This is a genomic window from Sphingobium sp. SYK-6 (assembly GCF_000283515.1).
Taxonomy (GTDB): Bacteria; Pseudomonadota; Alphaproteobacteria; order Sphingomonadales; family Sphingomonadaceae; genus Sphingobium; species Sphingobium lignivorans.
Genome location: NC_015976.1, coordinates 1,395,329 through 1,417,887 on the forward strand (window position 1 = coordinate 1,395,329; position 22,559 = coordinate 1,417,887).

21 protein-coding genes are annotated in these 22,559 nt (G+C 66.9%); 5 read left to right on the forward strand and 16 right to left on the reverse strand.

Features of this window, described 5'->3' with window-relative positions; genetic code table 11:
- Positions 1 to 4: 4 nt before the first annotated feature.
- The 3 genes from SLG_RS06280 to SLG_RS06290 all read left to right on the forward strand — a co-directional run bounded on the left by SLG_RS06280 (position 5) and on the right by SLG_RS06290 (position 4,457).
- Positions 5 to 1,057 (forward strand): amidohydrolase family protein, encoded by a 1,053-nt coding sequence (locus SLG_RS06280; RefSeq protein WP_014075607.1) that lies wholly within the window; start codon positions 5 to 7, stop codon positions 1,055 to 1,057.
- Positions 1,054 to 2,670, forward strand: a complete 1,617-nt coding sequence (locus SLG_RS06285) for an MFS transporter (protein ID WP_014075608.1) — start codon at positions 1,054 to 1,056, stop codon at positions 2,668 to 2,670. Before SLG_RS06280 ends, SLG_RS06285 begins: the two co-directional genes overlap by 4 nt.
- 128 nt (positions 2,671 to 2,798) lie before the next feature.
- Positions 2,799 to 4,457, forward strand: coding sequence for a GMC family oxidoreductase (locus SLG_RS06290; protein WP_014075609.1), 1,659 nt, complete (start codon positions 2,799 to 2,801; stop codon positions 4,455 to 4,457).
- 57 nt (positions 4,458 to 4,514) lie between these two features.
- Here the strand turns inward: SLG_RS06290 and SLG_RS06295 are convergent, their stop codons facing one another.
- The 3 genes from SLG_RS06295 to SLG_RS06305 all read right to left on the reverse strand — a co-directional run bounded on the left by SLG_RS06295 (position 4,515) and on the right by SLG_RS06305 (position 7,666).
- Positions 4,515 to 5,528: an LLM class flavin-dependent oxidoreductase gene (locus tag SLG_RS06295; protein WP_014075610.1), complete on the reverse strand. Its 1,014-nt coding sequence runs from the start codon at positions 5,526 to 5,528 to the stop codon at positions 4,515 to 4,517.
- Positions 5,529 to 5,637: 109 nt separating this feature from the next.
- Entirely contained in the window at positions 5,638 to 6,114 is a 477-nt protein-coding gene (locus tag SLG_RS06300) for a DUF3237 domain-containing protein (protein ID WP_014075611.1), read from the reverse strand.
- Positions 6,115 to 6,196: 82 nt separating this feature from the next.
- A complete protein-coding gene (locus tag SLG_RS06305; RefSeq protein WP_014075612.1) occupies positions 6,197 to 7,666 on the reverse strand; it encodes a carotenoid oxygenase family protein in 1,470 nt (489 codons plus the stop codon).
- 100 nt (positions 7,667 to 7,766) lie between these two features.
- Between SLG_RS06305 and SLG_RS06310 the strand changes: the two genes are divergently transcribed.
- Complete coding sequence (locus SLG_RS06310) at positions 7,767 to 8,285, forward strand: MarR family winged helix-turn-helix transcriptional regulator (protein WP_014075613.1); 519 nt, start codon at positions 7,767 to 7,769, stop codon at positions 8,283 to 8,285.
- Between the two features lie 59 nt (positions 8,286 to 8,344).
- The gene (locus tag SLG_RS06315) at positions 8,345 to 9,691 is read left to right on the forward strand and encodes an MFS transporter (protein WP_014075614.1); all 1,347 of its coding nucleotides are present in this window, start codon (positions 8,345 to 8,347) and stop codon (positions 9,689 to 9,691) included.
- A gap of 82 nt (positions 9,692 to 9,773) precedes the next feature.
- Here SLG_RS06315 and fdhD read toward each other — a convergent pair whose 3' ends face one another.
- The 13 genes from fdhD to SLG_RS06380 form a co-directional block, all read right to left on the reverse strand.
- On the reverse strand, positions 9,774 to 10,571 hold the full coding sequence (gene fdhD / locus SLG_RS06320; RefSeq protein WP_014075615.1) for a formate dehydrogenase accessory sulfurtransferase FdhD: 798 nt from the start codon (positions 10,569 to 10,571) through the stop codon (positions 9,774 to 9,776).
- Positions 10,537 to 10,788, reverse strand: a complete 252-nt coding sequence (locus SLG_RS06325; RefSeq protein WP_197535680.1) for a formate dehydrogenase subunit delta — start codon at positions 10,786 to 10,788, stop codon at positions 10,537 to 10,539. The genes fdhD and SLG_RS06325 overlap by 35 nt, the downstream gene beginning before the upstream one ends.
- Before the next feature lie 30 nt (positions 10,789 to 10,818).
- A complete protein-coding gene (gene fdhF, locus SLG_RS06330) occupies positions 10,819 to 13,674 on the reverse strand; it encodes a formate dehydrogenase subunit alpha (protein ID WP_014075617.1) in 2,856 nt (951 codons plus the stop codon).
- Complete coding sequence (gene mobA, locus SLG_RS06335) at positions 13,664 to 14,230, reverse strand: molybdenum cofactor guanylyltransferase (RefSeq protein ID WP_014075618.1); 567 nt, start codon at positions 14,228 to 14,230, stop codon at positions 13,664 to 13,666. The genes fdhF and mobA overlap by 11 nt, the downstream gene beginning before the upstream one ends.
- On the reverse strand, positions 14,227 to 15,768 hold the full coding sequence (locus SLG_RS06340) for an NADH-ubiquinone oxidoreductase-F iron-sulfur binding region domain-containing protein (RefSeq protein ID WP_014075619.1): 1,542 nt from the start codon (positions 15,766 to 15,768) through the stop codon (positions 14,227 to 14,229). The genes mobA and SLG_RS06340 overlap by 4 nt, the downstream gene beginning before the upstream one ends.
- Complete coding sequence (locus SLG_RS06345) at positions 15,768 to 16,202, reverse strand: NADH-quinone oxidoreductase subunit E (RefSeq protein WP_014075620.1); 435 nt, start codon at positions 16,200 to 16,202, stop codon at positions 15,768 to 15,770. The genes SLG_RS06340 and SLG_RS06345 overlap by 1 nt, the downstream gene beginning before the upstream one ends.
- Before the next feature lie 142 nt (positions 16,203 to 16,344).
- Complete coding sequence (locus tag SLG_RS06350) at positions 16,345 to 16,809, reverse strand: Hpt domain-containing protein (protein ID WP_014075621.1); 465 nt, start codon at positions 16,807 to 16,809, stop codon at positions 16,345 to 16,347.
- An 81-nt stretch (positions 16,810 to 16,890) separates the two neighbouring features.
- Positions 16,891 to 17,148 (reverse strand): sulfurtransferase TusA family protein, encoded by a 258-nt coding sequence (locus SLG_RS20300; protein WP_051003706.1) that lies wholly within the window; start codon positions 17,146 to 17,148, stop codon positions 16,891 to 16,893.
- The gene (der, locus tag SLG_RS06360) at positions 17,129 to 18,505 is read right to left on the reverse strand and encodes a ribosome biogenesis GTPase Der (protein WP_014075623.1); all 1,377 of its coding nucleotides are present in this window, start codon (positions 18,503 to 18,505) and stop codon (positions 17,129 to 17,131) included. Before der ends, SLG_RS20300 begins: the two co-directional genes overlap by 20 nt.
- Before the next feature lie 209 nt (positions 18,506 to 18,714).
- Positions 18,715 to 20,031, reverse strand: coding sequence for an outer membrane protein assembly factor BamB family protein (locus tag SLG_RS06365; protein ID WP_231848768.1), 1,317 nt, complete (start codon positions 20,029 to 20,031; stop codon positions 18,715 to 18,717).
- A 29-nt stretch (positions 20,032 to 20,060) separates the two neighbouring features.
- A complete protein-coding gene (locus tag SLG_RS06370) occupies positions 20,061 to 20,762 on the reverse strand; it encodes a tetratricopeptide repeat protein (protein WP_014075625.1) in 702 nt (233 codons plus the stop codon).
- Between the two features lie 77 nt (positions 20,763 to 20,839).
- Positions 20,840 to 21,712 (reverse strand): 3-methyl-2-oxobutanoate hydroxymethyltransferase, encoded by an 873-nt coding sequence (gene panB / locus SLG_RS06375; protein WP_014075626.1) that lies wholly within the window; start codon positions 21,710 to 21,712, stop codon positions 20,840 to 20,842.
- An 85-nt stretch (positions 21,713 to 21,797) separates the two neighbouring features.
- Complete coding sequence (locus tag SLG_RS06380; protein WP_014075627.1) at positions 21,798 to 22,526, reverse strand: sigma-70 family RNA polymerase sigma factor; 729 nt, start codon at positions 22,524 to 22,526, stop codon at positions 21,798 to 21,800.
- Positions 22,527 to 22,559: the final 33 nt, after the last annotated feature.

Sequence of the window (22,559 nt, forward strand, 5' to 3'; positions counted from 1 at the left end):
AGACATGACCCACGCACTCAACACCGGTGGCGACCGGGGATATCTCAGGATCGCCACGGAGGAAGCCTTCGCCACGCCCGCGCAGCTCGACGCTTATCTCAAGCTCGTGCGCGAGGGACGGGCCGACAAGGCGACGACGTCGCTCTGGGGCTTTTACGGCACGTCGCCTTCGGAGCGCTCGCAGTGGATCCGCGACCGGCTCGTCGATCTCGACGACCTGCGCCTGCAGGCCATGGACGAGACCGGCATCGACGTCGCGATCCTCTCCATGACCTCGCCCGGCGGCCAGGTCTTTGAGGCGGACGAGGCCAAGGCGCTGGTAAGCGAAGCCAATGACGTGCTCAAGGCTGCGTGCGAGCGCTACCCCACGCGCTACTACGGCATGATCTCGATCGTCCCGCAGGACCCGGCATGGTCCGTGGCGGAAATCCGTCGCGGCAAGGAGGAGCTGGGCTTCCGGGGCGTGATGGTCAACAGCCACACCAAGGGCCAGTATCTGGACGAGCCGCAGTTCGACCCCATTCTGCGCGCCTGCGCCGAACAGGACCTGCCGCTCTACATCCACCCGCAGTCCCCGCCGGACGGCATGATCGCCGGCATGGTGGAAGCCGGGCTCGATGGCGCCATCTTCGGCTTCGGCGTGGAAACGGGCTATCATCTGCTGCGCCTGCTCACCACCGGCGTGTTCGACCGCTATCCGAACCTTCAGGTGGTCGTCGGCCATGGCGGCGAGGCCATCCCGAACTGGCTGTTCCGCGTGGACTACATGCACAAGGCTGGCGTGCGCTCGCAGCGCTACGAGCGCCTGAAGCCCCTGCAGCACGACATGTTCCACTACATGCGCAACAATGTGCTGGTGACCACCAGCGGCATGGCCAGCGAGCCCACCATCAAGCTGTGCATGGAACAGCTCGGCGAGGACCGGGTGATGTATGCCATGGACTATCCCTATGAATATGTGGCGGACGAGGTGCGCGTGCACGACAACCTCGCCATCCCCTTCGCCCAGAAGAAGAAGCTGATGCAGACCAACGCCGAGCGAGTGTTCAAACTGTGAGCGACGCGCCCGCGGCGGCCCGGGTAACCGGGACGGCCTGGTATGCGCTGGCGCTGGTCGGCCTGACCAACGCCCTGTCGCTCCTGGATCGCAATATCCTTGCGATCCTGGCGCCGCGCATCAAGGCGGACCTGGCGATCGGCGACGCGGAGATGGGACTGCTTTACGGCACCGTCTTCGCGTTGTTCTACGCCTTGTTCTCACTGCCGCTCGGGCGCCTCGCGGACGGCTGGATCCGCACGCGGATCCTAGCCGTCGCCATTGCCTTCTGGTCCGTGGCGAGCGGCATGGCCGCCTTCGCCAACGGCTTTGCCATGCTGGCGATTTCCCGCCTCGGGGTCGGCATCGGCGAAGGGGCGACGGCGCCGGCCGGCACCTCGCTGCTGTTCGACTATTTCCCGCCGCGCCGGCGCGGCCTCGTCATGGGCGTCATCGCCTCGGCCATCGCGGTCGGCCTCGGCCTGTCCAATGTGCTGGGCGGCGTGGCGGCCGAATGGTGGGACAATCGCTATGCCGGCGGCGCCGCGCCGCTCGGCTTCTCCGGCTGGCAGTTCGCCTTCATGGTTGCGGCGGTGCCCGGCCTGATCCTCGCGATCCTGCTCTGGGGTCTGCGGGAGCCGCAGCGCGGCACCATGGACGGCATCGTCTCGCGGCCTGATCCGGCGCCGTTCCGGGCAAGCTTCGCGCTGCTCGGATCGGTGACGCCGGGGCCGCATCTTCTTGCCCTCGGCACGCGCCGCGCCCCGGCCCGCCACTGGTCGGCAAACCTCGTCTTCATTCTCGGCGTCATCCTGCTCATGACGCTGATCGTGCAGGTGACCTCGGCCTTTTCGCCGCGCCCCTCGCTCAACTTCGGCGGTGCGGCGATCAATCCCCATGTCCTCCAGTGGGGCGTGATGGGCTTCGGCATGATCGTGATCTTCAATCTGCTGCAGGGCTTCGCGCTGGTCGATCCGCCAACCTACAAGCTCACCGTGGGATCGCCCTCGCTGCTCATCGCCATCGCGGTCGGCACGATGCAGACGATCATCAATTACGGCGTGATGGGCTTCACGCCGACCTTCATCATGCAGACCTACGGCACGTCGCCGGCCGAGACCGGCGTCACCTTCGGCATGCTCTCGCTGGTCGTGGGTATCGTTGGCCCCATGCTGGCGGGTCCGCTGGCCGACTGGTTCGACAAGTCGATGCCTGCCACCGGGCGAGTCTATCTGACGCTGTTCGCGCTCGGCGTCTCGCCGCTTGTGGGCATCTGGACCTATCATGCAGCCGACACCACCGGCTTCTATACCCGCTTCGTGCTCTACAGCGTGATCCTCACCTGCTGGATGCCGCCGCTCTATTCATTGCTCTACGGCCTTGTCCTGCCCCGCATGCGCGGCATCACGGCGAGCACCTATCTCATCATCTCGACCATCTTCGGCCTCGGCATGGGGCCCTATCTGGTGGGCATGGTGTCCGATGCCACGGGCGGCGACCTGCGCACCGCGATCCTCAGCGTGAACTGGGTCGCGATCCCCATCGTCATCCTGCTGCTGGTGCTGGTGTTCCGGATCCGCAAGGACGAGGGGCTGAAGCTCGAGCGGGCGCGGGCGGGCGGCGAACCCGTCTGACCCGGCCCGGCCGGCCTGCGCGATCCTCTGGTTGACTTTGTTCGAAAAAGACCGCCTTGTAGCGGCCGATGGAGTCAATGCAGCGCACAGCCAAATCGTGCGCGCGGGGTGAGAGGAAAGACAGGCCAATGGTTGATGTCAGAACGGTCGACTATGTGATTGTCGGGGCCGGAAGCGCGGGCTGCGTGCTCGCCAACCGGCTCTCGGCGGATCGGCACACCGAAGTGGTGGTGCTGGAGGCGGGCGGCGACGATCGTCCCACGCGCGAGCTGAGCCAGTTCCGCTCCAACCTGATGATCCACATCCCGATCGGCTTCGGCAAGACACTCAACGATCCCAAGGTCAACTGGCTCTACGAAACCGAAGTGGACGAGGGCTCGGGCGGTCGTCCGCACAAATGGCCCAAGGGCAAGGTGCTGGGCGGCTCCTCCTCGCTGAACGGCCTGCTCTACGTGCGCGGCCAGTCCGCCGACTATGACGGCTGGCGCCAGATGGGCAATGAAGGCTGGGCCTGGGATGATGTGCTGCCCTATTTCAAGAAGAGCGAAGATCAGCAGCGCGGCGCCATCGAGGGGCACGGCACCGGCGGCGGCCTCTCCGTCTCCGATTTCCCCGAGCAGCACCCGGTCAGCAAGGCGCTGATCGATGCCTGCGTCCAGGCGGGCTATGGCTACAAGGACGACCTCAACGACGGCGACCAGGAAGGCACGAGCTGGTTCCAGATGACGGCCCGCAACGGCCGGCGCTGCTCGGCGGCGGTGGGCTTCCTCCATCCGGTGATGGATCGCCCGAACCTGACGGTCGAGCTGCGCGCCATGACCACGCGCATCCTGTTCGAGGGCAAGCGTGCCGTGGGCATCGAGTTCCGCCAGCATGATCGCATGCGCCGGGTGATGGTCCGGCGGGAAGTGATCCTCGCAGCAGGTGCGGTGGAAAGCCCCAAGCTGCTCGAGATCTCGGGCGTGGGGCAGGGGGCGCTCGTCCAGTCGCTGGGCGTGCCGCTCGTCCATGAGCTGCCGGGCGTCGGCGAGAACCTGCAGGACCATTACATGATCGGTTGCCAGGCGCGGCTCAAGCCGGGCACGCCGTCGGTCAACTCCATGGCGAGCGGCCTGCCGCTGGTCGGCCAGATCTTCAAATATGGCTTCACGCGCAAGGGGCTGCTGTCCTACGCCGTGGCCCATGGCTGCACGTTCCTGCGCTCGCGCGAGGGGCTGGAGACGCCGGACATCCAGATCCACACCATGGCGGCCTCCATGGACCTCGAAGTGCTCAACGCGAAGCAGCAGCTCGCGCTGGAGAAGGAGCCGGGGCTCGCGTCCAACCCCTGCCAGCTTCGCCCGGAATCGCGCGGCTCGATCCATGCCCGCACGCCCGACGGCCTGGACGCGCCGAAGATCACGCCCAATTATCTTGCCGACCCGATCGACCAGCAGATGGCGGTGACGCAGCTCAAGATCATCCGACACATCTGGCAGCAGCCGGCGATCAACAAATATCTGGCCGGGCCCGATCCCTTCGGCGAGACGGACGACCAGATGTTCCATTATGCGCAGGTCGCGGGCGGCACGCTCTATCATGCCGTGGGCACGTGCCGCATGGGCTCTGACCCCAAGGCGGTGGTGGATGCGCGCCTGCGCGTCCACGGCATCGAAGGCCTGCGCGTCATTGATGCCTCGGTCATGCCGAAGATCGTCTCCGGCAATACCAATGCCGCCTCGATCATGATCGGGGAGAAGGGATCGGAGATGATCCTGCAGGACGCGAAGGAACTGGCGCCCGCCTGACCGGAGCGGCGCGGGTGCATGCCGCCCGCGCTCCTGCCCCGCCTGTGCGTGCCGAACTCAGGCCGGCGCGGTCGTCTGCCCCGCCTCGACCGCGCGGAAGGCGTCGGCGATGAGCGCCACGGACTTCAGCCGGGCATCGGGATCGAAAGCCGGGCTGTGGACGATCACTTCGTCCACCTGCGTGCGCGCGATGAAGCGGGCGAGACCCCGCGCGACATCCTCCACCGACCCGAAGGCGCTGCATTGCAGGACATGGCCCAGCATCGCGCTCGCCGAGGGCGGCAGGCTGGCGACATAATTCTCGACCGGCGGTGGCAGCTTGCCCGGTCGACCGGTGCGCAGCGCCACGAAATTCTGCATCATCGAACTGGCGATATATTCGGCTTCGGCCGTGGTGTCGGCGGCGACGGCGCTCAGCGCCGCGGCGGCATAAGGCTCGCGCAGCCGGGCGGAAGGGCGGAAGTCCCGCCGATAGATCATCAGCGCTTCATCGAGCTGGTCGGGCGCGAAATGGGACGCGAAGGCATAAGGCATGCCGAGCGCGGCGGCGAGTTGCGCGCCGAACAGGCTGGAGCCGAGAATCCACATCTCGATGTCCGCGCCGCGCCCCGGCACCGCCAGGACGCCAAGATCCGGGTCGCCGGTGAAGTGCGCGCGCAGCTCCACGACATTGCGGGGAAATTTCTCCGCCTCGGTCATGAAGTCGCGCCGCAGCGCGCGAGCGACGCGGCTGTCCGCGCCGGGCGCGCGGCCAAGGCCGAGATCCACCCGGCCCGGAAAGAGCGCGTCGAGCGTGCCGAACTGCTCGGCAATGACGAGCGGGGAATGATTGGGCAGCATGATGCCGCCCGAGCCGATGCGCATGCGGCTGGTCGCGCGGCCGGCCTCGGCAATGATGAGCGAGGTGGCGGCGGCGGCCACGCCTTCCATCCCGTGATGCTCGGCGATCCAGTAGCGATGATAGCCATGCGCCTCGGCATGGGCGGCGAGCGGGCCGACGCGGCGGATGGCATCGGCACTGGTTTCGCCCTCGACGACATTGACGAGGTCCAGGAAGGAAAGCTTGGTCATTGGAGGAAGATGGGCGCTTCGGTAGCGCTTTGCAACGGGCTGGGCGTCGTGACGGGCAGCGTGCGGGATTGCGCGTATGTGATGCCCTCCGGACGGGCGCCCGGCGTCCTCAGGTCACGCGCCACACCCACAGCTTGATGCCCGCCTTGTAGCGCGCGCCGGAGCACAGGAAGATGCTGCGGTTCATCCAGTCATATTTGCCGATCGGTGCGATGAACTCGGGCACGGTGCGGAAATAATAGTCCGCCGGGTCGACGTCCTCACCGGCGCCCAGCCGCGCCATCACCTCGGGCGGGCCATGGCGCAGGCCACGATTGCGGATCTGGATGACGACGTCGTCATCGGTGTGGAGCGCGTAGATCGCGTCCGCCACCGTCACGCCGTCGCCGCGGGTGAGCTGCCAGTCCGACGCCCCGCCGACCAGCCGGCCACGGATCAGCGGTCCTTCCACGCGCCCCCCGGCGCGGATGGGGATGATCCGCCGCGTGCCATCGACGGTCTCGCCGATGGGAATGGGCGGATCGAGATCGCCCTCGGCCTCATAGACGAACTCGAGGCCGGGAATCACGGCGCCGGCTGGAATCATGGCTTCTCTCCCTTGATCGACGATATGGCCGCGCGGACGTCAGGCGCCCGCGCGGCGGTTGTTCGGTTTCGATGCCCGGATCTCAGGCGGCGAGGCCGATCTCCTCGGCATTGGCCCAGTTGCCGTGCAGACCGAAGCGCAGCGCGAAGGGCAGGTGAACCGTCGCGACCGGGCCTTTCTCGATGTCCAGTGCCTCGAAGATCAGCAGGTCGCTCTTGTGGTCGGCCAGGCGATTGCAGACCTGTACGATCCAGCCATCGCCTTCCGGCGCATCCTTGCTGCGCGGGATGAAGGCGGGCTCCTGCAGCGAGGAAGTGGGGCCGCACCACCAATGCTGCTCGGCGCCGGTCTGGTGATCCTTGAGGAACAGGCAGTTCATCAGGAAGCCGCCCGCGCTGCCGCCCTTGAGTTCCACCGGGCGCTTCATGTCCATTTCCAGCATCCAGCCGTAGCGATAAGGCAGGCCGGTCATGCGATCATCGATGCGCGGGAACTCGCCCGCCGTCTCGGTGAGGCGCGTGACGCTGTCGAACTCGTCGCTGTTGGATGCCATGTCCACCGTCCAGCGGGTGAGCCGGCTCATTGCCTGCTGCGGATTGAACGGCGCGCCGTGGACGTCCGGGAAGAAGGGGAACATGTTGTTCTCCGCCTCGGGCACGTCGACATGGACTTTCGTGCCTTCCTGGAAGGCATTCATCACATGGCTGGCGAAGCAGTTCTCCCGCTTGAACCAGCGGATGTCCTCCTGCTTGAGGTCCGCGCGGCGCGGAATGATGCCGAGATAGACCGGCAGGGTGGTGTCGAAGCCGAAGTGCGGCAGGCCCTTCTCCAGCCGGTCCCAGCTGCCGATGCTCGGCACGATGTGCAGGACCAGATAGTCCTTCGTCACGCCGAAATCATGCATCATGCAGTAATAGGGGACCTTGAACCACGCCTCGTAGATCAGCTCGCCGTCCGGGGAGATTTCATAGAGGCACACATCGTCCGTGCACAGGCCGCTGGCCGCATAACCGATGGCGACCATGTTGCCGGTGAGCGGATCGACCTTGGGATGGGCTGTGAAGGTCTGGCCGGTCATCTTGCCGCCGAACTTCTCGAAGCCGAAAGTCTCCATCGTCGCCGGGTCCATGGTCAGCGAGGGGCTGTCCTCCTTCATCGCCCAGAGCTTGCCGGCGAAGACGAAGGCATTGGTGTTCGCGGTGGAGCGATACTCGCCCTTGACGGACTCGTCATCGGTCAGCGGATTGCGATAGGAGCCGAACAGGGCCTTGCCGGCGGCGTTCTCCAGCTTCCACTTGTTCGTCTTCGCCCAGCGCTGCTTGATGTCGCACTGTCCATCGTGGATGTGGAAGCGCGTGATCATGCCGTCGCCGTTGAAGCTGATGTCGTCGCCCAGCCGCGGCGGGAATTGCGGGTCCGGCTGGACACGGAAGAAGGCGCCGTTCAGCTCCGGCGGGATCGTGCCCTCATGCACCAGGTTCGGAATGTCGCACTCGATGCGCGAAGGGGCGTTGAAGCCGGTGAAGGCAGGGGTGTCGGGAAAATGTGCCATGGCTTGCTCCTCTCGCAAGTAATTGTATGCTACGCTTACGAAATCGACAAATTTCGGCTTCGGGTCAAGGAGGCTGCGGCGAGTCTTGGGGGAAAGAGAGTTGGAAGCAAGAGATAGACAGCATCTGGTTCAGGCCGCCGGCCTTGAATGCGCGGACGACGCGCAAGCTCGTCCCGCGCGCGCCGCGACGATCGAGGACCAGGGCGTCGGCGCGATCGACGACATCATCGGCTTCCATATCCGCCTCGCGCACGGCGCGACCTACCGTCACTTCACGGAAACCTTCAGCGAGCTGGGCCTCACCCAGAAGATGGTGTCGGTCCTCTGGCTGATCGACGATCATCCGCACATCGCCCAGGCCGACATCGGGCGGCGCCTGCAGATGGACCGCGCGACGACCATGGCGATCGTGAATCGGCTGGAAGCGCGGGGCCTGCTGGTGCGCGGCGCATCGACGCTCGACCGGCGCCGGCAGACGCTGACGCTGACCGATGACGGGCACGCGGCGCTCCTCGAGGCGCGCCGCTGCATCGACGCGCACGAATATTGGCTGAAATCCCGCTTCACCAAGCGCGAAGCAACGTTGCTCATTGAGCTGTTGCGCCGTATCCACGAATAGATTCGGGGCGTTGGTTGCCCGGAAACGAGGCAGCGCACTCGGGGAGGGGATGAAGGGGTATGTCCGCAACGGATCCACGTGAGATCATCAACGATTCGCCCATGTCGGTCCGGCAATGGATCGTCGTGGTGCTGATGATCTTGCTCAACGCGCTGGACGGCTTCGACGTCCTGTCGAGCGCGTTCGCGGCACCCGGCATCTCGCAGGAATGGGGCATTCCCCGCTCTGAACTGGGCGTCGTGCTTTCCGCCGAGCTGGTCGGCATGGGCTTCGGCTCGGTGCTGCTGGGCGGGCTGGCCGACAAGGCGGGCCGCAAGCTGGCCATGCTGCTTTGCCTCTTCGTCATGGCCATCGGCATGTACATGGCCCATGCGGCGGGCGATGTGTGGACCCTGACGGTCTGGCGCTTCATCACCGGCCTCGGCATCGGTGGCATGCTGGCCGCGACCAACGCGGTCGTCGCCGAATCGACCAGCAAGGCATCGCGCAGCGTGGCGATGGCGCTCTACGTCATCGGCTATCCGCTCGGCGGCGTGATCGGCGGCTTCGCGGCGCAGAGCTGGCTGCTGGTCGATTATGACTGGCGCGCGGTCTTCATGTTCGGCGCGGTGGTCACGGCCGTGATGATCCCGCTCGTCTTCCTGCTGGTGCCCGAGACGCCGGCCTTCTACGCGGCCCGCAGGCCGGAAGGCGCGGTCGAGAAGATCAATCGCTCGCTGCGCACGCTGCGCCAGCGCACCATCGAGGCATTGCCGCCGCTGAAGCTCGAAGGCCCGCAGCCCAAGGTGACGGACATCCTGTCCCGTCCCGGCCTGCGCTCGGTGACCTGGCTGCTTGCGTTCGGCTACATGTTCCACACGCTGACTTTCTATTACGTCCTGAAGTTCGCCGTGCAGATCGTCGCGGACTCCGGCTTCACGCAGGCGCAGGCCGCCAGCACGCTCACCTGGGCGAATGTCGGCGGTGCCATCGGGGGCGCGCTGTTCGGCTTCCTGCTCAAGAAGTGGGACATCAAGGGCCCGACCATCGCGATGCTGCTGCTGGGCGTCTGCGCGGTCGCCTGGTTCGGCAGCGGGCATGGCGATCTTGCCGCGTGGCGCTTTGCCGGCTTCCTGTCGATGTTCTTCCTCAATGCCGCGATCGTGGGTTATTACGCCGCCTTCGCGCGCGGCTTCCCCGCTTATGCGCGCGCGACGGGCACCGGCTTCGTGCTGGGCATCGGCCGGGCGGGCGCGGCGGGATCGCCGATTATCGCCGGCTTCCTGTTCGATGCGCTGGGCAAGGAGCAATTGCTGACAGTGTCGGTCATCATGAGCCTGGGTTCGGTCATGGCCGTGTTCATGCTGCTGTTCCTGCCGATGCGGGATGGCGACGCGGCGGCGGCTGTTACGGCTGCCGGCAAGTAACACGCCTGTCCGGCGCTGCCGGTCGTCGGAGGTTCTTCGGGCGGCTGCAGTGCCGGGGGCGTCGTCCCGGATGGAATGGCGATCAGTGCCCTGCGGTGACGCGCAGCACTTCGTCCGGCCGGGCCAGCGCATAGAGGCTGAGGCCCGCCGCCTGCGCCCGCGCCGCCGCCATGCTGGTCGGCACGGAAATGGTGACGAGCATGGTCGCGCCGGCGCGCACGCTTTTCTCGACGATCTCGTAACTGCACCGCGCGGTGGAGAGGATGAAGCCCTCCGCCATCGGCTGGCCTGCGCGCGCCATGGCGCCGACCAGCTTGTCCAGCGCATTGTGCCGCCCGACATCCTCGCGCACCGCCACGATCGCGCCGTCCGGCGCCACGAAGGCAGCGGCATGCATGCCGCCCGTCGCGCGGTTGCCGGGCTGATGGTCGCGAAGCGCCTCCAGCGCGCGGAAGATGGCGGCCGGGGCGATCGGCGCGTGCGGCGGCACGGGGGGCAGGGGCTTGGCGATCGCTTCCAGATTGTCGATGCCGCACAGGCCGCAGCTTGATTCGGCGACGCGCGAGCGCACGCGGGCCTGCAGCGTCTCCAGAGCCAGCGAAGTGATGGTGGCGCGCGCGATCCAGCCCTTGTCCGTCTCGGCAAGGTCGATGCCGGTGACGTCTGTGGCGGTGGGCGCCAGCCCTTCGGTCAGTGCGAAGCCGGTGACGAAATCCTCCAGATCGCTGGGACTCGCCATCATCACGGCATAGGAAAGGCCGTTATATTCGAGCGCGACCGGAATCTCCGGCGCGAACGGCCGTTTGACGTGGCGGCTGGACCCGTCCGGCCGAAGGGCGACGAGGTCAGCCGGCGTCGTTATAGCCAGGATCGTTCTCATCCGCGCTCGCGAATTCGGTGGCCCGCGTCATGTGCGGCACCGGCCCGTCCACCATGGCGATGGCGCGCGCGGCGAGCGGCGACAGGTCGGCCGGGTCGACAGCCTTGATGCCCGCGAGCATCCGCGGGTCCCAATACATCTTGATATGATCGGCAGTGGCCATGGCCGCCTGATCGTGGCCCAACGCTTCAAAGTTCCGCGCGATCTGGTTCGCCATGTAGATGAGGCGGCTGGGTTCCATCTCGCCTTACTCCGCTGCTTCAGCCGTGAGGCTGGCCACGATCCGCCGTGAGCGCTCGGACCAGCTGTTGTAATCCTCCTGCCAGTCGGTCGGGCCATTGGACGGCGTGATCTGCACGGCCGTCACCTTGTATTCGGGGCAGTTGGTGGCCCAGTCCGAATATTCGGTGGTGACGACATTGGCTTGCGTCGCGGGGTGGTGGAAGGTGGTGTAAACCACGCCTGGCGCAACGCGCTCCGTGATCGTCGCCCGCAGCGTCGTCTCGCCGGTGCGGCTGGAGAGCTTCACCCAGTCGCCATCCTTGAGGCCGCGATTCTCGGCATCGGTCGGGTGGATTTCCAGCAGATCCTCGGGGTGCCAGGCCGTGTTGCCGGTGCGCCGGGTCTGCGCGCCGACATTATACTGGCTGAGGATGCGCCCGGTGGTGAGCAGCAGCGGGAAGCGCGGGCCGGTCTTCTCGTCGGTCGGCACATAATCGGTGACGACGAACTTGCCCTTGCCGCGCACGAAGCCATCGACGTGCATGATCGGCGAGCCTTCATGCGTGTCGTCCTTGACCGGCCATTGCAGCGATCCCTCGCGCTCCAGACGCGCCCAGGAAACACCCGCGAAGGACGGGGTAAGACGCGCGATCTCGGCGAGGATCTCGCTAGGATGGGTGTAGGTCCAGCCCAGATCGAGCGCATTGGCGAGCAACTGCGTGACTTCCCAGTCGGCATAGCCGTTGGCGGGTTCCATCACCTTGCGGACCGGCTGAATGCGCCGCTCGGCATTGGTGAAGGTGCCGTCCTTCTCGAGGAAGGTGGAGCCGGGCAGGAAGATGTGCGCGTAGTTCGCCGTTTCGTTCAGGAAGAGGTCCTGAACGATGACGCATTCCATGGCCTTGAGGCCAGCCGCGACGTGCACGGTGTTGGGGTCGGACTGGAGAATATCCTCGCCCTGAATGTAAATCGCGCGGAACGAGCCATCGAGTGCGGCATCCAGCATGTTGGGGATGCGCAGGCCCGGCTCGGAATCGAGCGTGACGCCCCAATCCGCTTCGAAAAGCTTGCGCGTCTCTTCATCGCTGATGTGGCGATAGCCCGAGAGCTCGTGCGGGAAGCTGCCCATGTCGCAGGCGCCCTGCACATTGTTCTGGCCGCGCAGCGGGTTCACACCCACGCCGCGGCGGCCGATATTGCCGGTCACCATGGCGAGGTTGGCAATCGCCATCACGGTCGAGCTGCCCTGGCTGTGCTCCGTGACGCCAAGGCCATAATAGATGGCGCCATTGCCGCCGGTCGCGAACAGGCGAGCCGCGCCGCGCAGTTCCTCGGCGGGCACGCGGGTGACCGGCTCCAGAACCTCGGGGCTGTTGCGCTCCTGCGAAACAAAGGCCGCCCAGTCCTGATACTCGTCCCAGTCGCAGCGCTCGCGGATGAACGCTTCGTCGGCCAGGCCTTCGGTCACGATCACATGCGCCATGGCGGTGAGCACGGCGACGTTGGTGCCGGGCTGCAGCGCGAGATGGTGCTGCGCCTCGATATGTGGCGACTTGACCATGTCGGTGCGGCGGGGATCGATAACGATCAGCCTGGCGCCCTGACGCAGCCGGCGCTTCATGCGGCTCGCGAACACCGGGTGGCCGTCCGTCGGGTTGGCACCGATGATCAGGATCACGTCGCTGTCCATCACGCTGTCGAAATCCTGCGTGCCGGCGGACGTGCCGAAGGTGGTCTTCAGGCCATAACCGGTCGGCGAGTGGCAGACGCGCGCGCAGGTATCCACATTGTTCGCGCCGAAGCCGGCACGGATCAGCTTCTGGACGAGGAACGTCTCCTCATTGGTGCAGCGCGAGGAAGTGATGCCGCCCAGCGCGCGGGCGCCATGCTCGGCCTTGATGCGCTTGAGCTCGGACGCGGCATAGCTGATCGCTTCTTCCCAGCTCACCACTTGCCAGGGATCGTCCACGGACTTGCGGATCATCGGCTCGGTGATGCGGTCCTGATGGTTGGCATAGCCCCAGGCGAAGCGGCCCTTGACGCAGCTGTGGCCGCGATTGGCCTTGCCGTCCTTCCAGGGAACCATGCGCACGAGCTGTTCGCCGCGCATCTCGGCGCGGAACGTGCAGCCCACGCCGCAATAAGCGCAGGTGGTGACGACGGCGCGCTCGGGCTTGCCGATCTCGCGCATCGTCTTTTCCTGCAGCGTGCCGGTGGGGCAGGCCTGCACGCAGGCGCCGCAGGAGACGCACTCGGAGGAGAGGAAATCGTCGCTGGCAACGCCGGCGGACACCATGGAGCCGAAGCCCCGGCCCTCGATGGTCAGGGCGAACGTGCCCTGCACCTCGTCACAGGCGCGCACGCAGCGCGAGCAGACGATGCACTTGGACGGATCGAAATCGAAATAGGGATTGGACTCGTCGGTCGCGAGACCGAGATGGCTGTCGCCCTCATAGCCGTACCGCACGTCGCGCAGGCCCACGGCGGCGGCATTGTCCTGCAGCTCGCAATCGCCATTGTCCGAGCAGGTGAGGCAATCGAGCGGGTGATCGGAGATGTAGAGCTCCATCACGCCCTTGCGCAGCTTCTGCAGGCGTGGAGTCTGCGTGTGGACGTTCATCCCTTCCATGGCGGGCGTGGTGCAGCTTGCCGGGGTGCCGCGCATGCCGTCCACTTCCACCAGGCACAGGCGGCAGGAGCCGAAGCTCTTCACATTGTCCGTGGCGCACAGCTTGGGGATGGAGCCGCCGCATTCGGCGGCCGCGCGCATCACGCTCGTGCCCTCGGGCACGGTGACCGAGCGCCCGTCAATGGTCAGGGTGACCAGCTTCTCCGATGTGGAGGCGGGAGTTCCGAAGTCGGCTTGCGGTTCATAGCCCATGGCGTTCAACTCTCTCGAGGTCAGCAGCGGTGTTTATGTTAACAGGTTCGCGCGCCAGTTGCACGGCACGCGCTCCAATGCGGGATGCGAAGGCCTTCATGGAATGGGTTCCGTTCCCGTCCAGTATCGCGAGCGCGTCGGCGGCCGCCGCGGCTGGCCAGAGGCCGATGACCGGCAGGCTCTCCACATAAGCTGGGTAAGGGAACAGGCGCTTCAAGAGGTCTTGCGGCAAGTCGATGGCATCGCACGGCACGCTCAGCACGGCCGGCAAGCCACGCGCCTGCGCTTCGAGCAGCGCGGCGGCCAGGCCACCGAGCGGGCCCATGCCGGCGGCGGGCTGGTCCGGAACGGCGGACGCCCCGTCATGCGTGCGGCCGCAGACGATGACCTGTCCGCAATGAGCGGCCAGATTGTCCAGGGCATGATCGATGAGCGGGCGGCCCTGAAAGCGGGCGAGCGCCTTGTCGCTGCCGAAGCGCGTCGACCTGCCGCCAGCGATCACGGCGCCGAGCACGGCGCTGCGATCGATACCGAGCAGGCCGGCGCAGCAGCTCATTCGGCCGCTTCCGCCATGCGGGTCACGCCGAAATCCTCCGGCCAGTGACGCAGTGCGCTCAGCACCGGATAAGGCGTGAAGCCGCCGAGCGCGCAGAGCGAGCCGAACTTCATCGTCTCGCACAGATCCTCGAGCAGCGTGATCTCGTCTTCCAGCGCGCGGGCGCCGCGCGGCGCATTGTGCATCTGGGGGAGAGCCTCCACCGTATCGCGTCCGCGCGGCGCACGGGCGAGGATGCGGTCGATCAGTTCCTTGCCGCGCGTCGAGCCGATGCGGCAGGGCGTGCACTTGCCGCAGCTTTCCACCGCGCAGAATGCCATGGCGAAGCGGGCCATTCCGGCCAGATCGGCGGTATCGTCGAACACGCAGATGCCGCCATGGCCGATCAGCGCGTCGACAGCGGCATAAGCTTCATAATCGAAGGGAATGTCGAACTGGTCGGGGTGGATATAGGCGCCGAGCGGGCCGCCGACCTGCACCGCCTTCACCGGGCGTCCGCTGGCCGTGCCGCCGCCGATCTCGTTGACGAGCGTGCCGAGCGAGATGCCGAAGGCCGTCTCGAACAGGCCGCCATGCTTCACATTGCCCGCGAGCTGGATCGGCATGGTCCCGCGCGAGCGGCCGAGCCCGTAATCGGCATAGAATGTCGCGCCATCCGCCAGGATGTGCGTCACCGCGCAGAGCGACAGGAGATTGTTGACCACGGTGGGCTTGCCGAACAGGCCCTCCAGCGCGGGCAGCGGCGGCTTGGCGCGCACTTCGCCGCGCTTGCCTTCCAGGCTGTTGAGCAGCGAGGTTTCCTCGCCGCAGACATAGGCGCCGGCGCCCTCGCGCACTTCCAGATGGAACGGCGCGATGATGTGGGCGCTCTTGTGGATCGCCTGCTCAAGCTTGGCGATGGCGTGCGGATATTCGGAGCGGACGTAGATATAGCCCTTGCTCGCGCCCACCGCGAAGCCGGCGATCGCCATGCCCTCGATGAGCTGGTAGGGGTCGCCCTCCATGATCATGCGATCGGCGAATGTCGCGCTGTCGCCTTCGTCGGCATTGCAGACGATATATTTCTGATCCGCCCTGGCAGCGGCGACGGTGCGCCACTTGATGCCGGTGGGGAAGCCCGCGCCGCCGCGACCGCGCAGGCCGGACGCCACCACTTCCTCGATCGTCGCTTCCGGGCCCAGCTCGCGTGCGCGGCCCAGCCCCTTCCAGCCATCGGTCGCCTCATAGTCATCGAGGCTGAGCGGGCGCGTCTTGCCGGCGCGTGCGAAGGTCAGGCGCTGCTGCGCGACAATGAAGGGATGCGCCGCGACCGGCCCGACGCAGAGCGCGTCCGCGCCGCCATCAAGGATGGCCTGCACGTCGGCCGGCGTCACGGGGCCGAAGCCGACGCCATTCACTTCCACCAGCGGTTCCAGCCAGTGCATGCCCCAGCTCGACACGCGCTCCACGGCGGCGCCGGCTTTCTCGAACGCAGCGGCGACGTCGTCCGCGCCGCAGGCAATCGCCAGCGCGTCATCGGAAATGCGCACCGTCGTCATCACGCCATCTCCCCGATCAGGGCCGTCAGCTTCGCGCTGTCCAGCCGGGCATGGACGGTCTTGCCGACCATCGCATTGGGGCCGACAGTGCACAGGCCGAGGCAGTAAACGGTCTCAACCGCCACGCGATCGCCCGCTGCAGCCTCCGCCGCGCCTACGAGCGTCTCGACGCCGCGCGACTTGCAGGCTTCCGCCCGGCAGAGCTTGAGTACCGGCTTGCCTGCCGGCTCGCTGCGGAAATCATGATAGAAGCTCACCACGCCATGCACTTCGGCGCGGCTGAGATTCAGCGCGCCGGCGATCCGCCGCTTGGCTTCCTCGCTGACATGACCGAACTCGGCCTGGATGTCGTGCAGGATGGGAAGGAGAGGGCCTTCGCGGCTGCTATGGCTCGCAATGATCTCGTCCAGCCGGTCGGCCTTGCCGTCATTCACGCGCGCATCTCCCAGACTTTCTCTCGTAAAATTCGTTTGTCTTACTGCCTATTTTTTGCGCCGCTGGCAAGGGCAAAGCGCAGCATCGCGCCGGGATGTTGCTGCGCGAAACGCTGCGGAATCGGGGCGGCGGAAGGCGTGCTCAGCCGGTGCGGCGGCCGAAGGTGCGCGGGGCGGTGCCGAAGGTTACGGGCCGCGTTCCGGCCGCGCCGGGCATAGGGGGGCGCGGGGTGCCCGAGGGCGGGGCTGCGGACTCGAGAAGCGCCAGCGTCTCGTTGAAGCAGCCGCGCAGCATGGCGACTTCGCCGCCCACTTCGCTCGGCGCGAGGCGCTGCTCGACGCAACGACGGGCCGTCTGCTCGATCGATTCGGCGATGCCGCCCAGGCGTCGCGCGCCGAACTGGAGCGATTCGCCCTTGAGCGTGTGCGCCGGAATGACCATCGCGGCGGCGTTACCCTGCGTGAAAGCCTCCTCGATGGCGCGGATGGACCGCGCGCCATCCTCGCGGAAATAGCCCAGGATGCGCGCCATGCCCGCACCCATGACGGCACGCGCCTGCGCCAGCTCGGACTGGTCTACCAGTGGTGTCTCATAATGAAAGGACATGGCCTGCATCCTATCCCAAGGCATCCCGGAGGGGGCTTCATTATGGCCATGGTGGAGTAAAGGGCGGCTTAACGCTGCCGGTCAGGTGCGCGGACGGCCGATCCGGAACTCGGCGTGGCCCGGCAATTCGCGGACCTCGAGGCTCCAGCCATGGGCCTGCGCCAGCGCGGGCACGTCGATCAGCGCCACCGGATCATCGGCGAGCAGCAGGATCGCTTCGTGCTGGCGCATCTCACGCGCGGCGCGCAGCACCGGCCAGGGGCATTTGAGGCCGCGCGTGTCGATCCGGGCGGGGTCGGCGACCTCGTCGGCCTCCGGCTCAGTTCTTCTTGTTGTCAAAGGGATTGCGCGCGCTGCGCAGGTTGAGGCGGATGGGAACGCCCGAGAAGTCCAGCTCCCGCCGGATGCCATTGACGAGATAGCGCCGGTAGCTTTCCGGCAGCTCATCGAGCCGGGTGCCGAACAGCACGAACGTGGGCGGGCGGATGCGGGCCTGCGTGATGTAGCGCAGCTTGATGCGCCGGCCGCCCGGCGCAGGCGGTGGATTGGCTTCCAGCGCAGAGTCGAACCAGCGGTTGAGCAGGCTGGTCGGCACGCGCTGCGACCAGCGGCTGCGCGTGTCGAACGCCGCGCCGAGCAGGTCATCGAGGCCCTTTCCGGTCGCGCCGGACACGGTGAGCAGCGGCACCCCGCGTACCTGCGCAAGCCCTTCATCCAGCGCCTTGCGCACGCCCTGGTAGAGCGAGGAGCCGTTCTCGGCGACGTCCCATTTGTTGAGCGCGATGACGAGCGCGCGGCCTTCGCTCAGCACCTTGTCGGCGATCTTGAGATCCTGCGCTTCCAGCCCCTTGGTGGCATCGAGCAGCAGCACCACGACTTCCGCGAAGTCCACGGCGCGCAGGGCATCGGAGACGGAAAGCTTTTCCAGCTTGTCCTGCACCTTGGCGCGCTTGCGCATGCCGGCGGTGTCGATCAGCCGCACCGGCCGCACGCGACCGTCCGGCGCATGCCATGTCCAGTCGACGGCAATGCTGTCCCGCGTGATGCCCGCTTCCGGGCCAGTGATCAGCCGGTCCTCGCCCAGGATGCGATTGATGAGCGTGGACTTGCCCGCATTGGGACGGCCGACGATGGCGAGCTGGAGCGGCGCATTCTCGTCGGCTTCCTCGTCGTCGCCTGCCTCGTCCGCCTCGTCCTCGTCCCGCTCGACATGGGGGCGAATGGCTTCGAACAGGTCCGCGAGGCCAAGCCCATGCTCGGCGGAGAAGGCGATCGGTTCGCCAAAGCCAAGCGCATAGGCTTCCATCAGCCCGGCGTCGGCAGCGGAGCCTTCCGCCTTGTTGGCCATCAGGACGACGGGCGTGTCACCGGCGCGCAGCCAGCGGGCGATATGCTCGTCGAGCGGCGCGACGCCCGCGCGCGCGTCGATCATCAGCAGGGCGACGGAGGCCCCGCGCACCGCCATTTCCGTCTGCGCCCGCATGCGGCCCGGCAAGGTCTGCGGATCGTCCTCCTCGAAGCCGGCCGTGTCGACGATGCGGAACTTCAGGCCCAGCAGCTCGGCATCGCCTTCCCGCCGGTCGCGCGTCACGCCCGGCTGATCGTCGACAAGCGCGATCCTCTTGCCGACAAGGCGGTTGAACAGGGTCGACTTGCCGACATTCGGCCGGCCGACAATGGCGACGACGGGGAGCATGGGGCAGTGTCCTGACAGAGGGTTCATCGATTGCGCCTGCATCGGCAGGAGCCCGGGCCGGCGAAGATCGCCGCAGTCATCCCGGGTTCCCGCGCCTGCAGGAACGATTGCTGGTTACATGGCGTCGCCGCCGACCTCAAGTGCCGGCCGCCCCGCGCCTGCCGGAGCCGCTTGCCTTGCCCGCCTTCCGGACGGCGCGGCCCGGGCGCTCAGCGATAGGCGAGGATACGGCCGTCGTCGGCCAGCAGATAGAGCATGTTGCCCGCCACGACCGGCGAAAGCGAGACGCCCCGATTGAGATCCTGCTCGGACAGGATGGCGCCCGTCGTCGGATTGGCAAAGACGAGCGCGCCTTCCGTCGACACCAGGATCAGCTTGTTGCCGGCCACGACCGGACCGCGCCAGCGGATCGGGCCCTGCTTCTTCTTCGGCTTGCGCCAGGCCGGGAGATCGCTGATCCAGCGCACCTTGCCGGTGGAGCGGGTGATGCAGAAAAGCTTGGCCTTGTCGGTGACCACGAACACCCATTCGCCCACCACCAGCGGCGTCGACACGCCACCGATATTGAGCTCCCACAGGCGCTGGCCGCTGACCAGCTCATAGGACGCCATGCGGCCACCTTCGCCGATCGCGAAGACGCGGCCCCGGTCGATCACCGGGTCGGCATCGATGTCGGTAAGCGTGGAAACGGAGGTCGAGATGCTGGTCTTGCTCAGCGCATCGCCCCAGAGTGCCCGGCCATTCTCGTAGCGATAGGCGGTCAGCTCGCCCGAGCTGTAACCCGCGATCACCGAGCCCTGGCCGGCGGCGGGGGCCGCCACGCCGAACACGCCCGTCGATTCGAGCGTGCCGGAATCGGACCAGATGACAGCGCCATCGGTTTCGTTGAGCGCGAAGAGCTGGTTGTCCTGGCTCATCACATAGACATTGCCGTTGGAAAGCGTCGGTGATCCGCGCAGGGGGCCGCCGGGCCGGACCTTCCAGGCGATCGTGCCGTCGGCCGCATTGAGGGCGGCCACGTCGCCGATGCCGGTCGTGGCATACACACGTTCGCCATCGACGCTGACGCCGCCGCCGAACTGGACGCTGCCGCGATCATCCTTGGCGCGGACGCTGGATGTCCACAGGCGGGCGCCGGTCTGGGCATCGAAGGCGTAGACCACGGCCTCGGTATCGATCACGTACAGCTTCCCCTCCGCGATCACGGGCGGGGAGGCGAGGCGGGCGCGATTGCTGCCGCCGGTGATCGACGCGGTCCAGACCTGCTGCGTCCCTTCCCCAAGCGCCACATGGCCGATGGCCTTGGAGGCGGTGCCGCCGGATTGCGGCCAATCCGCGTTGGGGGCGGGGGGTGGCAGGGTAACCTCCAGCGCGGCCACGCTTTCATCGGGGTTCACCACTTCGGTGCCGCTCAGGATGGAGGTGCGCTCGCCGTGGACGGGCGTCTTGGGGCCGCTCTTGCGCCCCCCGCAGCCGGTCAGCACCAAAGCGACAGGCAGGACCATCAGGGCGGCACGAAAGCTCATGCGACGATTCATCATCATATTCTTGTCTTTCAGCGGGCCGGGGTGCCGGGTTGCGCGGCGGCGGGCGTGGCCGCCGAGCCGAGCATGCTTGCCATCTGTCCTGCCCGGAGCCTGATCGACTCCGGAACGCTCTGGTCGCCGGCGAGGCTGGCAAAGAGAGAACCGGCCTGCTGGCGGCGGCCGGCCTTGAGATGCGCGATCGCGGTCAATTCGCCCGCGCTGCCGAAAAAGGCGCTGTCGGGCGTGCTGAGCCTGCTGAGCGCGGCGATCACGTCATCGGGCTTGGCCTTGTCGAACTGCAGGGCCGTCTTGCGCAGCAGCGCGGCATCCTTGAGCGGCTGCAGCGCCTCGGGATCCTTGAGGACCTCGTCATAAGTGGCGATGGCGGCAGCATCATCCTCGCGTCCGGCGGCGAGGGCTGCCTTCACGAGCTGCGCTTCCGTCTTGTAGATGGCGCCGCCTTCGGTCACGAGCGGGTCGTAGATCTTCTGGTCGAGCGAGCCGCCCTGCGCAGCCTTGAGGAGATTGCCGAACGCGACGCTGTTCGCCTCGGCGACCTGGGTCCTGTGGTGCTGCCAATAGAGCCAGCCACCGAATGCCGAGAGGCCGAGCACCACCGCGACCCCAATGGCGATGCCATAACGTTGCCAGAACGACTCGAGATCATCCTTGCGGACGGCATCGTCCACTTCGCGAAGCAGGGCATCTGTCTGATATGGCGTCAGGGCCAAATCTGGTCTCCGGTGGATTGAACAGGTTGGGGGAGTTTGCGGCGGCGGACCTTAGCCGTGGCTGAACCTCAAGCAAATCACTTTTTGGCGCGGTAGAGCTGGTCCTCGTCCGGGAAGGTCCGCGTGCGGACCTCCGCGGCGTAAGTCGCGGCCGCTTCGCCGATCGTGGCGGCGATGTCCGCATAGCGTTTCACGAAGCGCGGCGTGCGCTCGAACAGGCCCAGCAGATCCTCGGTGACCAGCACTTGCCCATCGCACAGGGGCGAGGCGCCGATACCGATGGTGGGGCAGGGGACGGCCGCAGTGATGGCGGCGGCGAGCGGCTCGATCACCCCCTCGATCACCATCGCGAAACAGCCGGCCTGCGCCACGGCCTTCGCGTCCGCCATGATCTTGCCCGCTTCGGCCGCGTCGCGCCCGCGCGGGCCATAGCCGCCCAGCACATTGACCGCCTGCGGGGTGAGGCCGACATGCGCGCAGACCGGGATGCCGCGCGCGACGAGGAAGGCGATCGTCTCGGCCATGGCTGCGCCGCCTTCGAGCTTCACGCCCGCCGCGCCGGTCTCCTTGAGCAGGCGCGCGGCGCTTTCGAAGGCTTGCGCGGGCGATGCTTCATAACTGCCGAACGGCATGTCGATGATGACGACGCTGTGATAGCTGCCGCGCACCACGGCTGCGCCATGGGCGGCCATCAGGTCCAGCGTCACGGGCACGCTGGAGGGCAGGCCATAAATGACCTGGCCAAGCGAATCCCCGACCAGCAGCATGTCGCAATGCGGATCAAGCAGCTGCGCCTGCCGCGCGGTGTAGGCCGTGAGCACGACGAGCGGCTCGGCCGTCTCGCCGTCCGCCTTGCGGGCCCGCAGCGCGGGAATGGTGAGGCGCTTCATCGGCGCGGGCGTCGGGTTGGCCCGGCTCGTCGATGTGTCGAGCGTGAAGGTGGTGGACATGAGCGCGCTTTAGCTCATGCATCCCGCGCGGAACAGCCCCTGCCGGGAAGGGACTAACATGCCCGGTCCGGGACCGGGCAGCGCCTCAGGCCCACTCCGCGAGCCGGGTGCGCAGCTTGTCCAGCGCGGCCTTCTTGATCTGGCACACGCGCGCCGCGCCGATGTCCAGCGTCAGGCCGATTTCCTCGAGATTCAGTTCCTCGACGAAATAGAGCTGCAGGACCATGGCTTCCCGTTGCGGAAGGTCCGCGATGCAGGCAGCGATGGCTTTCTTGAGCGACTCGCGCTCCAGCATCTCGTCGGCCCGCTCGGCGACATCCGCGAACCACATCGACTGGTCCGAATAGACCTCGTCCATGCTCTGATGCTGTGCCATATCGGTGCCGTCCGCGAATTCGCGCCAGGCGGCGGGATCAAGGCCGAGATGCGCGGCGATCTCGGCATCGCTTGCCGCGCGGCCGGTCCGGTGCTCGATGCTGCGCCGGGCTTCCTGCAAGGTCTTCCGCCGCGCCATGGCGGAGCGACAAAGCGTCGCATGCCGGCGCAGATGATCGATCATCGCGCCGCGCACGCGCATCTGGGCGTAGGTCGCGAAGCCGTGGCCGCGATCCTCGAAGCTGTTGGCCGCTTCCACCAGGGCGACCATGCCGATCTGCAGGAGATCCTCGATATCGATCGCCGAGGAGACCCGGCCATGGACATGCCAGGCGATCTTGCGCACCAGCGGCATATATTGCCGGGCGAGCTGGTCGGGCGTGGAACTTGTCCTGCGCCCATATGTGTAGCCGGCGACCTCGAGCTTTGCGCTTTGCATAAGAGTGGCTTAGTCCAAAAGGCTTAACTTAGA

Bases quoted from the DNA above. Each gene is read 5' to 3' on its own strand.
- SLG_RS06305 (WP_014075612.1), bottom strand. From the start codon at position 7,666: ATGGCACATTTTCCCGACACCCCTGCCTTCACCGGCTTCAACGCCCCT.
- SLG_RS06365 (WP_231848768.1), bottom strand. From the start codon at position 20,031: ATGAGCTTTCGTGCCGCCCTGATGGTCCTGCCTGTCGCTTTGGTGCTG.
- SLG_RS06295 (WP_014075610.1), bottom strand. From the start codon at position 5,528: ATGACCAAGCTTTCCTTCCTGGACCTCGTCAATGTCGTCGAGGGCGAA.
- fdhF (WP_014075617.1), bottom strand. From the start codon at position 13,674: ATGGGCTATGAACCGCAAGCCGACTTCGGAACTCCCGCCTCCACATCG.
- SLG_RS06325 (WP_197535680.1), bottom strand. From the start codon at position 10,788: ATGGCGAACCAGATCGCGCGGAACTTTGAAGCGTTGGGCCACGATCAG.
- SLG_RS06290 (WP_014075609.1), top strand. From the start codon at position 2,799: ATGGTTGATGTCAGAACGGTCGACTATGTGATTGTCGGGGCCGGAAGC.
- panB (WP_014075626.1), bottom strand. From the start codon at position 21,712: ATGTCCACCACCTTCACGCTCGACACATCGACGAGCCGGGCCAACCCG.
- fdhD (WP_014075615.1), bottom strand. From the start codon at position 10,571: ATGAGAACGATCCTGGCTATAACGACGCCGGCTGACCTCGTCGCCCTT.
- SLG_RS06340 (WP_014075619.1), bottom strand. From the start codon at position 15,768: ATGACGACGGTGCGCATTTCCGATGACGCGCTGGCGATTGCCTGCGGC.
- mobA (WP_014075618.1), bottom strand. From the start codon at position 14,230: ATGAGCTGCTGCGCCGGCCTGCTCGGTATCGATCGCAGCGCCGTGCTC.
- SLG_RS06315 (WP_014075614.1), top strand. From the start codon at position 8,345: ATGTCCGCAACGGATCCACGTGAGATCATCAACGATTCGCCCATGTCG.
- SLG_RS06380 (WP_014075627.1), bottom strand. From the start codon at position 22,526: ATGCAAAGCGCAAAGCTCGAGGTCGCCGGCTACACATATGGGCGCAGG.
- SLG_RS06300 (WP_014075611.1), bottom strand. From the start codon at position 6,114: ATGATTCCAGCCGGCGCCGTGATTCCCGGCCTCGAGTTCGTCTATGAG.
- der (WP_014075623.1), bottom strand. From the start codon at position 18,505: ATGCTCCCCGTCGTCGCCATTGTCGGCCGGCCGAATGTCGGCAAGTCG.
- SLG_RS06350 (WP_014075621.1), bottom strand. From the start codon at position 16,809: ATGTCCTTTCATTATGAGACACCACTGGTAGACCAGTCCGAGCTGGCG.
- SLG_RS06280 (WP_014075607.1), top strand. From the start codon at position 5: ATGACCCACGCACTCAACACCGGTGGCGACCGGGGATATCTCAGGATC.